The 15,945-nt window shown below is 59.1% G+C and carries 14 protein-coding genes; 10 read left to right on the top strand and 4 right to left on the bottom strand.

The features are described 5' to 3' along the window. Nucleotides 1-65 precede the first annotated feature (65 nt). The 10 genes from ACR1XY_RS07140 to ACR1XY_RS07185 all read left to right on the top strand — a co-directional run bounded on the left by ACR1XY_RS07140 (nucleotide 66) and on the right by ACR1XY_RS07185 (nucleotide 11,312). Nucleotides 66-1,325, top strand: a complete 1,260-nt coding sequence (locus tag ACR1XY_RS07140; RefSeq protein ID WP_480591390.1) for an ABC transporter substrate-binding protein — start codon at nucleotides 66-68, stop codon at nucleotides 1,323-1,325. A gap of 95 nt (nucleotides 1,326-1,420) precedes the next feature. After that, a complete protein-coding gene (locus tag ACR1XY_RS07145) occupies nucleotides 1,421-2,344 on the top strand; it encodes a carbohydrate ABC transporter permease (protein ID WP_480591393.1) in 924 nt (307 codons plus the stop codon). Between the two features lies 1 nt (nucleotide 2,345). Beyond that, complete coding sequence (locus ACR1XY_RS07150) at nucleotides 2,346-3,194, top strand: carbohydrate ABC transporter permease (protein ID WP_170389207.1); 849 nt, start codon at nucleotides 2,346-2,348, stop codon at nucleotides 3,192-3,194. 23 nt (nucleotides 3,195-3,217) lie between these two features. Next, complete coding sequence (melA, locus tag ACR1XY_RS07155; protein ID WP_480591396.1) at nucleotides 3,218-4,558, top strand: alpha-galactosidase; 1,341 nt, start codon at nucleotides 3,218-3,220, stop codon at nucleotides 4,556-4,558. A gap of 13 nt (nucleotides 4,559-4,571) precedes the next feature. Then, nucleotides 4,572-6,281, top strand: coding sequence for an IlvD/Edd family dehydratase (locus ACR1XY_RS07160; protein ID WP_480591399.1), 1,710 nt, complete (start codon nucleotides 4,572-4,574; stop codon nucleotides 6,279-6,281). After that, on the top strand, nucleotides 6,281-7,048 hold the full coding sequence (locus ACR1XY_RS07165) for an SDR family NAD(P)-dependent oxidoreductase (protein WP_480591402.1): 768 nt from the start codon (nucleotides 6,281-6,283) through the stop codon (nucleotides 7,046-7,048). The genes ACR1XY_RS07160 and ACR1XY_RS07165 overlap by 1 nt, the downstream gene beginning before the upstream one ends. Nucleotides 7,049-7,052: 4 nt before the next feature. Then, nucleotides 7,053-7,946 (top strand): 2-dehydro-3-deoxygalactonokinase, encoded by an 894-nt coding sequence (locus ACR1XY_RS07170; RefSeq protein ID WP_480591405.1) that lies wholly within the window; start codon nucleotides 7,053-7,055, stop codon nucleotides 7,944-7,946. After that, the gene (locus ACR1XY_RS07175; RefSeq protein ID WP_480591408.1) at nucleotides 7,943-8,548 is read left to right on the top strand and encodes a 2-dehydro-3-deoxy-6-phosphogalactonate aldolase; all 606 of its coding nucleotides are present in this window, start codon (nucleotides 7,943-7,945) and stop codon (nucleotides 8,546-8,548) included. Before ACR1XY_RS07170 ends, ACR1XY_RS07175 begins: the two co-directional genes overlap by 4 nt. Next, entirely contained in the window at nucleotides 8,545-9,405 is an 861-nt protein-coding gene (locus ACR1XY_RS07180) for an SMP-30/gluconolactonase/LRE family protein (RefSeq protein WP_480591411.1), read from the top strand. Before ACR1XY_RS07175 ends, ACR1XY_RS07180 begins: the two co-directional genes overlap by 4 nt. Beyond that, nucleotides 9,402-11,312 carry a beta-galactosidase gene (locus ACR1XY_RS07185; protein ID WP_480591414.1) on the top strand — a complete coding sequence of 637 codons (1,911 nt, stop codon included), beginning with the start codon at nucleotides 9,402-9,404 and terminating at the stop codon, nucleotides 11,310-11,312. The genes ACR1XY_RS07180 and ACR1XY_RS07185 overlap by 4 nt, the downstream gene beginning before the upstream one ends. Before the next feature lie 36 nt (nucleotides 11,313-11,348). Here the strand turns inward: ACR1XY_RS07185 and ACR1XY_RS07190 are convergent, their stop codons facing one another. The 4 genes from ACR1XY_RS07190 to ACR1XY_RS07205 form a co-directional block, all read right to left on the bottom strand. Then, nucleotides 11,349-12,656: an ABC transporter permease gene (locus ACR1XY_RS07190; RefSeq protein WP_480591417.1), complete on the bottom strand. Its 1,308-nt coding sequence runs from the start codon at nucleotides 12,654-12,656 to the stop codon at nucleotides 11,349-11,351. After that, complete coding sequence (locus ACR1XY_RS07195; RefSeq protein ID WP_480591420.1) at nucleotides 12,653-13,573, bottom strand: ABC transporter permease; 921 nt, start codon at nucleotides 13,571-13,573, stop codon at nucleotides 12,653-12,655. The genes ACR1XY_RS07190 and ACR1XY_RS07195 overlap by 4 nt, the downstream gene beginning before the upstream one ends. Before the next feature lie 12 nt (nucleotides 13,574-13,585). Beyond that, a complete protein-coding gene (locus tag ACR1XY_RS07200; protein ID WP_480591423.1) occupies nucleotides 13,586-14,698 on the bottom strand; it encodes an ABC transporter ATP-binding protein in 1,113 nt (370 codons plus the stop codon). Nucleotides 14,699-14,815: 117 nt separating this feature from the next. Continuing rightward, on the bottom strand, nucleotides 14,816-15,940 hold the full coding sequence (locus ACR1XY_RS07205) for an extracellular solute-binding protein (RefSeq protein ID WP_480591426.1): 1,125 nt from the start codon (nucleotides 15,938-15,940) through the stop codon (nucleotides 14,816-14,818). Between the last annotated feature and the right edge of the window lie 5 nt (nucleotides 15,941-15,945).

Here is a 15,945-nt window from a genome sequence, read left to right on the forward strand (position 1 = left end):
AGTTTTCAATATATAAAACATAGTTTCATTATTTGGAACTAAAATGGAAGCTAAGGGAGGAAACCATGCATTCCATGTTCAAGCGTTCTGCGGTGGCATTGGCGGCAAGTGTGGCGCTTGCTGCGCCCGTTGCAGCCGAACTGACCGGCGAGCTGAGAATCTTCCTCGACACATCGAACCCGGCGCCCCGCGCGACGATGGAAGCGATGATCGACCGGTTCGCGGCACAGCATCCGGGGCTGGAAGTCGAAACCACGGTGATCGACCGTGAAGCGTACAAGACTCAAATCCGCAACTTCCTAACGGCGGACACGCCGGACGTCGCCACATGGTATGCAGCTAACCGGATGAAGCCGTATGTCGAGGCCGGTTTGTTCGAGGACGTATCCGATCTTTGGGCAGAACCCGAAATTGCGGACAATCTTGCATCGACCAAGGGCGCGATGACCATCGACGGCAAGCAATGGGGCGTGCCCTACACCTATTATCAATGGGGTGTTTACTACCGCAAAGACATCTTTGATGAGCTGGGCCTGACCGAACCTACCACATGGGAAGAAGAACTGGCCAATTGCCAGAAGATCATCGACTCGGGCCGTGCCTGCTATACCATCGGCACCAAGTTCCTGTGGACCGCCGGTGGCTGGTTCGACTACCTGAACATGCGCACCAACGGCTTCGACTTTCACAACCAGCTCGCTAACGGCGAAATCAGCTGGGAGGACGACCGGGTCAAGCAAACCTTCGCCAACTGGAAACAGCTGATCGACATGGGCGCCTTCATCGACAATCACCAGACCTACAGCTGGCAGGAGGCCCTGCCCTTCATGGTCAACGGTGAGGCCGCGGCTTACCTCATGGGTAACTTCGCCGTGGCACCCCTGCGTGAGGCTGGATTGTCCGACGATCAACTAGATTTCTATCAGTTCGTTGCCATCAACCCCGATGTCGAACTGGCCGAAGACGCCCCGACCGACACGTTCCACATCCCTGCCAACGCATCAAACAAAGAAGCCGCGCGTGAATTCCTGCGTTTTGTTGTCTCCGCCGATGAACAGTCCGAGATCAACAATGGCGCAAATCTCGGCCAGCTGCCCGTGAATGCGCAATCCACAGTCGATGACGACAAGTTCCTGCAACAGGGTTTTGCAATGCTGTCATCGAACAGCCCCGGCGGTGTAGCTCAGTTTTGGGACCGTGACGCACCTGCTGAAATGGCCAAAGTTTCGATGGAAGGCTTCCAGGAATTCATGGTCAAACCGGACAACGCCGACCGTATCCTGGCCAAACTGGAACGCGCTCGTCAGCGTATCTACGACAACTAATCCGGTCAGGCCGGGCACAAGTCCGGCCTGCTCCTCATCTGCGTAAGGCGGTGATATCCCGTCTTACTCCTTTTTCCTAACCCCCGAGTATCCGCATGTCAGCCGTTGAAGCCCCCGAACAGGAAAGCTGGTTCCACAGAAACCAACAGCGCATCGCACCATGGCTGTTTCTGGCCCCCGGGCTGCTGTTCTTCATGGTCTATGTAATCATCCCAGTTTTCCAGTCTTTCAATCTCTCGCTCTACGAATGGGACGGTCTGGGAGCAGCCGAATATGTGGGGTTCCGCAACTACGAAGACCTTTATTGGGAATGGGTGGACCGGGATGCGTTTTACATCTCGCTGAAAAACAACCTGATCTGGCTCATCTTGTATCTTGCCGCGATCCCGGCGGGTCTTTTCATTGCGCTGCTCCTGAACCAGACGGTTTGGGGAATTCGCCTGTACAAGTCACTGTTCTTCTTTCCCTTCGTCATCTCTCAGGTTGTTGTGGGCCTCGTGTTCACCTGGTTCTATGACCCGACCTTCGGCCTGTTGAATGAACTCCTCGGCCTCTTCGGCCTCGGGCCGCTGAATGTCCTCGGTGACGAACGCTTCGTGACCTATGGAATCATCTTCGCCGGTCTCTGGCCGCAGACGGCCTATTGCATGATCCTCTACCTCACCGGCCTAAATGCCGTTGACCCGGAACAGATCGAAGCCGGGCGGCTGGACGGTGCAAAGGGTCTTCGTATGCTGTGGCACATTATCCTGCCGCAACTGCGCCCGGCAACCTTCATCGCCTTTGTCGTGACAATCATTGGCGCCCTGCGCAGCTTCGACCTGATCTCGATCATGACGCAGGGTGGCCCCTTTGGCTCGTCCCGCGTGCTGGCCTATTACATGTTTGAAGTTGCCCTGTCCGAATACGGCTTCCGCATGGGATACGGTGCCGCCATCGCGGTGATCCTGTTCCTGATCATGCTCTGCTTCATCGCTTATTTCCTGTGGTCGATGTATCGCGAAGAAAGGGGGCACTGAGATGTTTCCCAAACCCATCGAAAAACAATCGCGCGCGGCGCAAATAAGCTATCAGGCCATGTTGCCGCTGGCCTTGCTGCTCTGGCTCGGACCCTTGCTGGCGGTCGCCCTGTTCTCGGTCAAACCGGCGGCGGATTTCACCAATGCAAACTACTGGGGCATGCCGTCCAGCTTCGAGGGCGCGTTCAACTATGGGCAGGTATTCTTCAACTCGGACATGCCGCGTTACCTGCTGAACTCTTTTCTGATCACCATCCCGACAGTAATCGGAGCCGTCGCGCTCAGCTGCATGACTGGCTTTGCGCTGGGTATTTACAAGTTCCGTTCAAACCTCTGGATATTCTTCATGTTTGTCGCTGGCAACTTCGTGCCATTTCAGATCCTGATGGTTCCGGTACGCGACCTGACCCTGCAACTTGGCCTCTACAACACCAAAACCGGCCTTGTCCTGTTCCACATCGCTTTTCAGACTGGGTTCTGCACGCTGTTCATGCGCAACTTCATCCGCGCGCTGCCCTTTGAACTGATCGAGGCCGCCCGCGTCGAAGGCATCAGCGAATGGCGCATCTTCTGGTACGTGGTCTTGCCACTGATGAAGCCTGCCATTGCTGCGCTCAGCGTGTTGATCTTTACTTTCATCTGGAACGACTATTTCTGGGCCGTCGTCCTTACGCAAGGTGCTGAAAGCCAACCTGTCACCGCGGGGATCACCAGCTTCAACGCCCAATTCCGGGCCGCCTATCAGTTGATGAGCGCCGGCTCCATCGTCGCGGCCTTGCCGCCGGTGGCCATGTTCTTCCTCATGCAGAAACACTTCATCGCGGGCCTGACCCTCGGTGCCGTAAAATAACGTCAAACCAGAGGTTTGCCTCAATGACAAAGATCACCTTTATCGGAGCGGGCTCCACGATCTTCATGCAGAACATCGTGGGCGACGCTCTGCTGACCCCAGCACTGGCAAACAGCCACTTTGCCCTGATGGATATCGACGCCGAGCGTCTGGCCGAAAGCGAAGCTGTGGCCAAGGCAATGATCCGTTCGGTTGGAACCGGGGCAACTGTCACCACCCACACCGACCGCCGCGCGGCGCTGGACGGGGCCGATTTCGTGATCACTGCCTTTCAGGTCGGCGGGTACGATCCTTGCACGATCACCGATTTCGAAATCCCCAAACAATACGGCCTGCGCCAGACCATCGCCGATACAATGGGGGTCGGAGGCATCATGCGCGGTCTGCGTACGGTTCCCGTTCTGTGGGATGTAGCGCGCGACATGATGCAACTCTGCCCCAATGCGACGCTGCTCCAATACGTCAACCCGATGGCCATCAACACCTGGGCGCTGGCCGAGCAGTTCCCTGCGCTGAAACATGTAGGCCTTTGCCACTCGGTCCAGAATACGGTCGAGGAACTGGCGCATGATCTGGACCTGCCCAAGGGCGACTTCCGTTACAAGGTTGCTGGCGTCAATCACGTCGCCTTCTTCCTGAAACTCGAACATCAGGGTCACGATCTCTACCCTGCGCTGCGGCAAGGGTATGCCTGCGGCCAGATTCCCAAGGCTCCGCTGCTGATGCCGCGCTGCCCCAACAAGGTGCGATACGAGGTGATGGACCATCTCGGTTATTTCTGCACCGAAAGCTCCGAGCACTTGGCCGAATACGTCCCGTGGTTCATCAAGGACGGGCGGCAGGATCTGATCGAGCAATTCTCGATCCCGCTGGACGAATACCCCACTCGTTGCGTGGAACAGGTCGCCAGTTGGAAGGAACAGGCCAAAACCCTGACCGACGGGCGCGATATCGAGGTGATCCGAAGCCACGAATTCGCCGCCGACCTGATGAACGCAATCGTCACCGACACGCCCTATGTGGCCTATGGCAACCTGCCGAACACCGGCCAGATTCCGCAGCTTCCTTTGGGTGCTGTAGTGGAAACGCCGTGCCTGGTGGACAGCAATGGTGTACAGCCTTCGGTCGTCACCGACATTCCACCGCAGTTGATCGCCCTGATGCGGACGCAAATCAACGTGCAGGAACTGACCGTTCGGGCGCTGGTCGACCAGAACCCGGAATACATCTATCACGCCGCCATGATGGACCCACACACCGCCGCCGAGCTGGACTTGCGCCAAATCCGCAATTTGGTGACAGACCTTCTAACTGCACATTCAGACTGGTTACCTGACTGGTGCCAACCCGCCAAAGCCGCTTGAAAGGGCTCAGCGAATGACTAAGAAACGCCGTTCCCAGCATTGGTATGGAAAGCTCGACAAAGACGGGTTCATCCACCGTTCGTGGATGAAAAACCAAGGCTTCCCCGATCACGCTTTTGACGGACGCCCCATCATCGGCATCTGTAACACGTGGTCGGAGCTTACCCCCTGCAACTCGGGTCTGCGTGATCTGGCCGAAGGCGTCAAACGCGGTGTGTGGGAGGCCGGAGGCTTCCCCGTCGAATTCCCCGTCATGTCACTGGGCGAGACCCAGATGAAGCCCACCGCCATGCTGTTCCGTAACCTTCTGGCCATGGATGTCGAAGAGTCGATCCGCGCCTATGGCATCGACGGCGTCGTCCTGCTGGGCGGCTGCGACAAGACCACGCCGGGGCAGTTGATGGGTGCGGCCTCGGTCGATCTGCCGTCGATTGTCGTTAGCTCCGGCCCGATGCTGAACGGCAAGTATCGCGGTCAGGATATCGGTTCGGGCACGGATGTGTGGAAATTCTCCGAGGCCGTCCGCGCAGGCGAAATGACCCTGCAGGATTTCATGAACGCTGAATCCGGCATGTCGCGCAGCGCCGGTGTGTGCATGACGATGGGCACAGCCAGCACGATGGCCTCGCTGGTCGAAGCAATGGGCATGAGCCTGCCCACCAACGCCGCTTTGCCTGCCGTTGACGCCCGCCGCATGGCGTTGGCGCATCTGACCGGCAAGCGGATTGTCGAGATGGTGGACGAAGACCTCAAACCCTCGGACATCCTGACCAAAGGGGCGTTTGAAAATGCCATCCTGACCAACGCCGCCGTGGGCGGGTCGACCAATGCGGTAGTTCACCTTCTGGCGCTGGCGGGCCGTGTAGGTGTGGACCTGACGCTCAAGGATTTCGAGATCGGCTCGGAAATCCCGCTGCTGGTGAACTGTATGCCTTCGGGCAAATACCTGATGGAGGATTTCTGCTATGCAGGCGGCGTGCCGGTCGTTCTGAATGAACTCAAATCCTTCCTGCGCCCGTCCAAAACCGTCCTTAACAAGGACATCTCAGCCCATTATGAAGGGGCCGAGTGCTTCAACGCCGATGTCATCCGCCCCTTCAACGATCCCGTGAAACCCGCGGCGGGGCTGCGTGTCCTGCGCGGCAATCTGGCACCGAACGGCGCCATCGTAAAGCCCTCGGCGGCAACGGATGAACTGCTGGAAACCGAGGCCGAGGCTTTTGTCTTTGAAAGCATCGAAGACCTGAAAGCCAATATCGACCGCGACGACCTGCCGGTGTCGCCCGAGACCGTTCTGGTGCTTAAAGGCTGCGGCCCGAAGGGCTATCCGGGGATGCCGGAGGTCGGCAATATGCCGATCCCGGCTAAGCTGGTGAAGGACGGGGTTCGCGACATGATCCGTATCTCGGACGCTCGTATGTCTGGCACCGCCTTTGGCACCGTCATCCTGCATGTCAGCCCCGAGGCACAGGCGGGTGGCCCGCTGGCGCTGGTCAAAACCGGTGATCGCATCCGGGTGTCGGCCAGCAAAGGGGAGTTGGAGTTGTTGGTCGACGAAAAGGAACTGGACGCCCGCCGCGCCGCGTGGCAAGCGGACGATCCGCATTACAGCCGCGGTTACGCCAGACTTTATATCGACCACGTGTTGCAGGCCGATCAGGGCGCGGACCTTGATTTCCTCGTCGGCAAAGACACCCGCCTTGTCACCAGAGAGAGCCACTAATGGATCAACCAGCCACTTTCCACGATCTCAACGGGGCTTCGGTCTATATTACCGGCGGTGGCTCGGGCGTTGGCGCTGCTCTGACCGACGGGTTCCTCGCGCAAGGCGCCAATGTCGCCTTCATCGGGCGGTCCGATGCCAGCGGGTTTGTCGATGAAATGCACGACAAACACGGGCGCGCGCCGCTGTTCATGCAAGGCGACATGACAGATACCGAGTTGCTGCACACTACCATGAAAAAGGCGGCCGAGGCGCATGGCCCGCTGAACGTGCTGATCAACAACGCGGCCAACGATAAACGCCACTCGCTTGAAGAAACGACGACCGAGTTCTGGGACTGGATGATCGAGGTAAACCTCAAGGCCTACTACTTCGCCTGTCAGGAGGCCGCCCGCCAGATGCAGGGCAAAGGCGGTGCGATCGTGAATTTCAGTTCGATCAGCTACATGATGGGCAATGCAGGCTATCCGATCTACACGACCTCGAATGCCGGAATCACCGGCATGACGCGGTCTTTGGCGCGCGAGTTGGGGCCGCAGAACATCCGTGTCAACGCGCTGGCCCCCGGTTGGGTTCTGACGCAGAAACAGCTGGATATGTGGGCCACGCCCGAGGATCTGGCCGCACATCTCGACCGCCAATGCCTGAAAGAACACCTGACGCCCGAGGACATGATCGCACCGACCTTGTTCCTAGCCTCAAACGCTAGCCGGGCGATGACCGGGCAATGCATGGCCGTCGATGGCGGCGTCGTCGTAACGGGGTAGAGCCATGGATACAGAATGGATTGCTGTCGATTGGGGAACCTCTCATTTGCGAGCCTGGGCGATGCAGGGCGAAACGGTGCTGGATCAGGCATATTCGGACAAAGGCATGGCGCGGGTGGACAAAAGCGGGTTCCAGCCCGCGTTGTTCGAACTCATCGAAGGCTGGTTGGGCAGCGGCCCCACAGATGTGGTCGCCTGCGGCATGGTCGGCGCGCGACAAGGTTGGGTCGAGGCCCCCTACTCCGCCGTCCCATGTGAACCAACGCCGGTTGCCCCGTTCCGTGTTCCGGGCACAGATTCCCGCATCCGGGCCTTCGTGGTGCCCGGTCTGAAACAAGACGCACCACCAGATGTCATGCGCGGTGAAGAAACCCAGATCGCGGGGTTTCTGGCCTCTCATCAGAACTGGGACGGGGTGATCTGTTTGCCCGGCACCCACACCAAATGGGTGCAGGTCAGCGCCGGAGAGGTCGTCAGCTTCCGCACCTTCATGACCGGAGAAATGTTTGACCTGCTGGCCGGGCAATCGGTGCTGAAACATTCGGTCGGCCAGGGATGGGACGATGCCGCCTTTGCCGAGGCTGCGGCGGACACGTTGTCCAGGCCCGAACAACTGGCCGCGCGGCTGTTTGGCTTGCGCGCCGCTGATCTGTTACAGGGTCAGGATCGCGGTATCACAAGAGCGCAGCTTTCGGGCTTTCTGATCGGCGCGGAATTGGCCGCGACCCGCCCGTATTGGCTGGGACAGCAACTCGCGATCATCGGGGCCAAGGGACTCTCGGACATCTACGCCAAGGCCCTGCAGCAACAGGGCGCGTTTGTCGAAACCGCCAACAGCACGCAATGCACACTGGCCGGCCTATTGCAGGCCCGCAACCTGACGAGGCAAACCGCATGAGCCGACCCATCATCGCCATTCTGCGCGGCCTGCGCCCATCCGATGCTGTTGCCACCGGGCAGGCCCTGATCGACGCCGGGATCGACAATATCGAGGTCCCGCTGAACTCACCCGATCCGCTGGAGTCGATCGGTATTCTGGCCGAACAGTTCGGCGACCGTGCCCTGATCGGAGCGGGCACCGTATTGACGACGGATCAGGTGGACGCGGTGGCCAAGGTTGGCGGCAGGCTGATCGTATCACCGAACTGCGACGCGCAGGTGATCTCGCACACGCACCAACTGGGACTGGAAAGCTGGCCCGGCATCTTTACCCCGACCGAGGCCTTTGCGGCCCTCAAGGCCGGAGCCTCCGGCCTGAAACTCTTTCCCGGCACTCTCGCCGGTCCGGCGGGGCTATCCGCGCTGCGCGCGGTGTTGCCCAAGGGCACGCTGGTCTATGCCGTCGGCGGCGCGGGACCTGAGAATTTCGATCAGTGGATCAAGGCCGGCGCCAACGGATTCGGCATCGGGTCGGCGTTGTTCAAACCCGACATGACGGCCGCCGAGGTCGCGGGCCGGGCCGCGCGGATCGTAGCTGCCTACGAAGAAGCCGCCGGATGAGCGTCATTTACGACGACCGCCCTTGTGAACTGGGCGAGGGTCCGCTTTGGCACCCCGAGCGGCGGCAACTTTTCTGGTTCGATATTGTGGGCAAGAAGCTAATGACGCGGGAAAACGGTGAACCGCACAGTTGGCAGTTCGACGAACATGTTTCTGCCGCGGGCTGGGTCGACTCAGAGACGCTGTTGATCGCCTCTGAAACAGGGCTATGGCGGTTCGGCCTGATGACCAAGCAAAAAGAGCTGATCACTCCGCTTGAGGCGGACAACCCGATCACCCGGTCCAATGACGGGCGCGCTGATCCTTGGGGCGGGTTCTGGATTGGGACGATGGGCAAAGACGCAGAACCTGGTGCAGGTGCGATCTATCGGTATTGGCAGGGCGAATTGCAGCAACTGGTGCCAGATGTCACGATTTCGAACGCGATCTGCTTCGCCCCGGACCGGACCTGCGCCTATTACGCGGATACAGTGCGGAAACAGGTCATGCGCTGGCCTTTGAACCCGGAAACCGGCTGGCCCGAGGGCGAGAGTACGGTTTTTCTAGACCACCGCGTCGATGGGCTGAACCCGGATGGGGCGGTGGTCGACGCCGATGGCAACATCTGGATCGCCCAATGGGGTGCGAACCGCGTGGCGGCATATACCCCTGCAGGCCGGTTCCTGACTGCGATCGCCTTTGAGGCAGCTCATACTTCCTGCCCCGCGTTCGGAGGTGATGACCTGACAACCTTGTTCTGCACCACCGCCCGCGACGGGCTGGATGCAGAGACTTTGGCCAAACACCCAACCAACGGCATGACCTTTGCCGCCCCTGGCGCGGGCAAAGGGCAGGCCGAACACAGAGTCCTTCTATGAAGCCCGAACTTGGCGTCTGCTACTACCCCGAACACTGGCCCGAAGAGATGTGGGCCGAGGATGCCGCGCGCATGGTGGAAACCGGTCTGAGCTGGGTGCGGATCGGTGAGTTTGCCTGGAGCAGGATGGAGCCCGCACCGGGTGATCTGCGTTTAGACTGGCTGGATCAAGCGATTGAGGTGCTGGGGGCAGCGGGGTTGAAGGTGGTACTGGGAACACCTACGGCGACGCCACCGCGTTGGATGCTGGAAAAACACCCCGACATGCTGGCCGTGGATGCACAGGGGCAGCCGCGCAAATTCGGCTCGCGCAGGCATTTTTGCTTTAGCCACCGGGGTTATATCGCCGAGTGTGAACGGATTGCCCGGATCATGGGGGAACGTTACGGGCACAACTCGCATATAGCGGCATGGCAGATCGACAACGAATATGGCTGCCACGAAACGACCGTCAGCTACAGCCAACCGGCCTTGCAGGCGTTTCGGCGGTGGTTGGCCGAGCAGTATGAGTCCATCGAATCTCTGAATACCGCTTGGGGTAATATTTTTTGGTCGATGGAGTACGACAGCTTTGATCAGATCGACCTGCCCAACCTGACCGTGACCGAGCCCAACCCCGCCCACGTTCTGGCCTTTCGCCGTTTCAGCTCGGATCAGGTGGCGGTGTTCAACAAGGCGCAGGTCGACGTCCTGCGCCCGCTGACCGATGCGCCGCTGCTGCATAACTATATGGGCCGGATTCTGGACTTCGACCATTTCAAGCTGGGCGCCCATCTGGATATCGCGACATGGGACAGTTATCCGATCGGCTTTCTGTCCGACCGGCTTGAGGCTGACGAGGCACATAAAACCGCATTCCTGCAACAGGGCGACCCCGACATGCAGGCCTTTCACCATGACCTGTATCGCGCTGTCGGCCGGGGTCGCTGGTGGGTGATGGAACAGCAGCCTGGCCCGGTGAACTGGGCACCGTATAATCCCGCTCCCCTGCCCGGCATGGTACGCCTGTGGTCGCTCGAGGCAGTGGCGCATGGCGCTGAAGTGGTCAGTTACTTCCGTTGGCGACAGGCCCCATTCGCGCAGGAACAAATGCACGCGGGCCTGTTGACCCCGAACAACGCACCCGCTCCGGCATTGGCCGAAGCCCGTCAGACAGCCGATGATCTGGCACAGCTGGGTACTGTCACGCAGACTCAGGCAGATGTGGCCATTCTGTTCGACTACGCCTCGGACTGGGCATGGACAACCCAGCCACACGGGGCCGGGTTCAGCTATTTCCGGCTGGTGTTCTCGGCTTATCGCGCACTGCGGCGTGCCGGGCTATCAGTGGATATCCTGTCCTCGTCCGAAACACCTGAGGCAAGGTACAAACTGATCTTCGCCCCCGGGCTGGCCACCTTGAACGGTCGGGGCGATCAGCACCCGGGCGAGCTGACGCTCTATGGCCCCCGCAGTGGTGCCATCACGCACGACTTCCAAATCCCCGAAACGGGGCGCCCCGGCCTGACCGAACTGAACTGCGAAGTTGAACTGGTCGAAACACTGCCCCCAAACACACGCCGCGAGGTCGTTGGCGGCGGCGCGGCCCGGCACTGGATTGATCGTCTGTCCGGCAACGCCCCGGACCTGCTGACCTATGCCGACGGGACATCCGCCCTGAAGGGTGAGAACGGCATTTGGTATTTGTCCGGCTTCCCGGATGAGGTTCTTTGGGATCGGGTGATCTCCATGGCTGCGCAAGAGGTTGGGCTGAGCCTGAATCCGCTGCCTGCAGGGTTGCGGCAGCGTGAGACTGATCAGCACATTTTCCTGATCAACTACACCTCTGTCCCCGTATCGTGGAACGGGTTTGAGATTGGTGCCTGCGACGTGCTGATCTTGAAAAAGGACGCGCCCGAAGAGGCGTAGCTCTCCGGGCGCGCGGGTTTCAGTCAGGCGCGAAGCTTACTGATCGTTTTGCAGGCTGTTGGGGTCAAAAGCCCCGCCGAAGCCGCCATTGCTGGCAGGCGGCGTTTCTGGGTCCGGTTCGCCCTCCTCACCATCACCACCCAAGGTGTTCGGTGCAAACACGTTACCGAAACCAGAGTTATTGGTGCCGGTGTCTGGCTCTGCTTCCTCTTCCGTTGTTCCGGGCTGTAGATCACCGGGCTCAAACACGCCTTCAAAGCGCTGTTTGCGTTCTTCCTCAAGCTGTCTGCGCTGTTCTTCACGCTGCTTTCGCAACTCCTCGATGCGCTGCTGGGCTTCCAGTTGCTTCTGTTCTCGCACGTCGGCGATGCACTGCGCCGGGTTGTAAGCCGTCGCGGTGCCGATCAGGGTGATCGTGGCAACGGCAAAAACAACCACCAGAACTGCGGCCGTGTTGCCGGAAAAGAAGCTGGGCAGTTTGATTTTGCCCGCCAACTCCTCGACCGTGGCATTCTTGCGCGCGGCAGCAACCAGTTCCTGTCGTTTCAGCTTGGCCTCGTTCAGCAGGGCAAAGAACACGGTCAGCGCCACGATGATGAAGGCCAACGCCGAGATCGACGGCGTGATACCATACCGCACCTTTTGCGCCAGTTCGATGGTCAGCGTCGGATACTCGCCAAAAGTGAAAGTGGTGGTGTTGTAGTTCTCGAACGAGGCGAGGAACGCCAACACCGCCGCCGAGGCAATGGCCGGGCGCATGAAAGGTAACAGTATCTTACGAAACGCCTGCGCGTGGCTGGCACCCAGATCCAGCGCCGCCTCGGTCAAGGCGATATCATAACGCTGCAGCCGCGCCACCAGCACCAGCATGCAGTAGCTGGCGATAAAGGTGGACTGCCCGATCACCGTCAGGAAAATCCCGTTCGACAATACGCTGTCCGCGCCCAGTCCCAGCATCCGGTTGATCCGGTCCCAGAACACCAGGGTCGAGATACCCAGAACCACGCCCGGGATCAGGATCGGCGCGATGATGACCGTGTAATAGGTCGCGCGCAGCTTGGGCCAGATCTGCGTCAGCATCAGCGCTCCCGCCAGACCCATCGCCACCGACAAAACAACCGTCCCAGCGCCGATGATTAGTGAGTTCTTGATGCCGTTCAGGATACGCTGGTCCTGAAACAGCTCTCCGAACCACTGGAAGGTCAGGCATTCCCATGGTGTCATTCTCGGGAAAACCGAAGAGTTGAACGCCGTAACCGACATGATCACCAGCGGGCCCAGCAGGTACAGGAAGAAGATGACCAGATAGACCCAGATGCTTATGCGGAGGAAGGAATTGTTCATTTCCCGATATCCCCCATGTTCACCTTGAACAGACGCATCATCGCCAGCACGAACAGGATACAGGTCACCAGCAGTACGATGGCGTAGGCGGCCCCCTGCGGCCAGTCATTGTTGTCGTTGAACTGTTGATAGATCAGCTGCGTGAACCACAAGCTGGACGGCCCGCCCAGAATCTGCGGTGCAGCCAGCGCTCCTGCGGACAGCATGAAGACCATGGTGCAGCCCGAACTGATGCCCGGCTTGGCGTAGGGTATGACCACGCGCCAGTGAATCCTCCACCAAGGCGCACCAAGGTCGCGCGCGGCCTCGATCTGGTTTTTATCCAGGCTTTCTATAACGTTATACATCGGGAAGATCATCAGAAGGATGTAGGCATAGCCCAGACCGGCATAAAGCGCGATGTCATTGCGGATGAAGTCAAACGGCGTATCCCAGATGCCAAGCCCCATGAACAGGGTATTCAGAACACCGGTTTCGCCAAAGATGATCCGCAACGCAAAGGCCCGCAGGATCTCGTTGATCCAGTAAGGGATGATCAGCATGATCGCGAAGATGCGGATATGACTGCCTTTTGATTGGCCCAGATAGTAGGCAATTGGATAGCAGAGGATCAGATTGAAGATTGTAACGCAGACCGCTGCAAGCAATGTGCGGAAAAAGACCCTCAGGTCGACCGCGTTATAGTCCTGACTGCCGCCTTCCGGGCCGTAGATCAGGTACTTGTAGTTCTCCAGCGTATAGACGTCCTTTGGCCCGCCAATTTCTGGCGGCGGCAAGTTCGGGCGGAATGAGAAGTCCAACATCGACAATTGCGGCAGGATGATCAGACCGACAGTCCAGAAAAGAACCAGACCCAATATGGCCAGACCCATTCCGGTACCATTGCGATTGAAAAACTCTTTCAGAAAGCGGGGCATGTGTTCGTCCCCCTATTCCGCGGCCAGCTCACCCGCCGGAACCAGAACCGCGTTATGGGTTTCGTATTCCAGCGTGATGTTCTGTCCTGTGTGATCCTTAAAGGACTGACCATGGTTCGGGATCGATACCTTGATCTCCTTGCCGCCTTCGCCTTCGGTGAAAATGTTGAAGACGTTGCCTTCAAACTCTTCATGGTTCACCCGTGCAGTAACAAAGTGATCGCCGATAGCGCCGTCGGGCGCGATGGCAAGGGCTTCGGGGCGAATGAACAGCATGGCATCGTCGCCTTCTTTCATCTTGCCCTGATTGGCCGTTGAAATCCGCGCGACCAGATCGCCCGAGCGGTTCGTCCGGATCAGTGCCTCGCTCCCCATGACCTGCTTGATTTTGCCGCGGAATACGTTGTTTTCACCCACGAACGAGGCCGCAAATGCGGTATTGGGGTCGTTGTAAATGGTTTTGCCATCCGCAATCTGGTCGATCACCCCGGCCCGCATGACGGCGATGTTGTCCGACATGGTCAGCGCCTCGCCCTGATCGTGGGTGATATAGATGAAGGTGATGCCGACACGCTGCTGAATTTCGCGCAATTCTGTGCGCATGTGCTGGCGCAGTTTAAGATCCAAAGCGGAGAGCGGTTCGTCCAGCAACAGCACATCCGGCTCGGCACACAAGGCGCGGGCAATCGCAACACGCTGGCGCTGACCACCGGACAATTCGCTGGGCAGCTTATCGCCTTGCCCGGGCAGAGCGATCATATCCAGCAACTCGTCAGCACGCTTGCGGCGTTCGGTGGCGCTGGCGCCTTTGATCTCCATGGAAAAGGTGATGTTTTCCCATACTTTCATCAGCGGGAACAACGCCAGGTTCTGAAAGATCAGGGCAGTCGGACGCTTGTTCGGGCCGATACCCTGCATGTCATTGCCGCCGATCAGAACCCGGCCCTCGCTTGGGTCCAGAAAGCCCGAGACCGCGCGCAGGATGGTCGTCTTACCGCAGCCCGAGGGGCCAAGGAACGAAAAGAAGTCACCCCCGTTGATGTTCACATTGGCGTCCCGCACGGCGACAAAGTCACCGAAACGGATCCACAGGTTTTCAAGATCTACACCGACCCCTGCACTCATTGTTGGTATCTCCGTCAGGTACGGTTGCAGACCGCACCATAATAGTATCCGTCACACCGAACGGCGCGCGGGTGAATGGCCCCCCGCACATTGGCGGAGGGCGGCGTTACACAGCAATCAGGCGCTTTTGAACTTGTTGACGAACTCGGTGCGGGTTTCCGCATACCACGGCGCCTCGGCTGGCCACGGGTTGAGGTTGGCCAGCGAGTCACCCGGATAGGCCTCGGCAAAGTTCTTCTTGTAGGTGTCGCCCGAGTATTGGTCAGCACCTAGAACCGGCGAGTTGTAACCGTGGCTGTCAATCGCCACACCGGCTGGTTTCGCCTGATAGGCGAAGTCAATGAAGGCATAAACCTGATCGATATTGGCCGCGCCTGTCGGCATGGACATACCATCAACCCATGCCATCGCACCTTCGATCGGGGCTTGATAGTGCACCGGCTCACCCGCCGATTTCAGCGCCAACGGCGGGCCGTCCCAAGTCTGACCGACAACTACGCCTTCGTTCAACAGGCCATTTTTCTGGGTGTCCGCGTCGTTCCAGATCAACTTGATTCGGTTCTTGCGTTCGATGCACCAGTCGGTGATCTGACCCCAGACCTTGCGCATGGTCTCTTCGTCGCCGTAGGCGGCCCAGACCGAGCCCGGCTCCATCTCACCCGCGCGTTCCATGTAAAGACCCGCACCCAGCATCATCGAATGCGCGCGGCCCATGGTCTTGCCTGCGTTTTCTTCCGACCAGACATCACCATAAGACGGCGCGTCGCCTTCCGGCAGCCACAGGTCAGTACGGTAGGCGATGCCTTCGGTGCCCCAGATATGCGGCAGCCAGTGGACGCCGCTGTCACCAAAGTTCCATGCATCCGTACCAATCGAGGCCATCGCCGGGTTCACCAGATCGATCGGCACCTTGCTCATGTCGAAGGGTTGCAGCAGTTCCAGCGGCTCCCACTGCAGCGAGCGGTTGTTGGTCGGCGACACGATGTCAAAACCCTGACCCTTGGTCGCTTTCATCTTGTTGATGATTTCTTCGTTTGACCCGATACCGGTGTAGTTCACCTTGATCCCGGTCAGGGTCTCAAACTCCTGAATGAAGCTGGGCGGCAGGTAATCCGACCACATCAGAATGTTTATCTCACCCGAGGACGCCAGCGCGCTTTTGCTGTACAGCGGTGCCGCCAGCGCAGCAGCACCTGCGCCTTTCAGGACAGAGCGTCTGGAAAGCGTTTTCCGTTCAGCCATTTTCG

Source organism: Ruegeria sp. AD11(2025), from assembly GCF_056542405.1.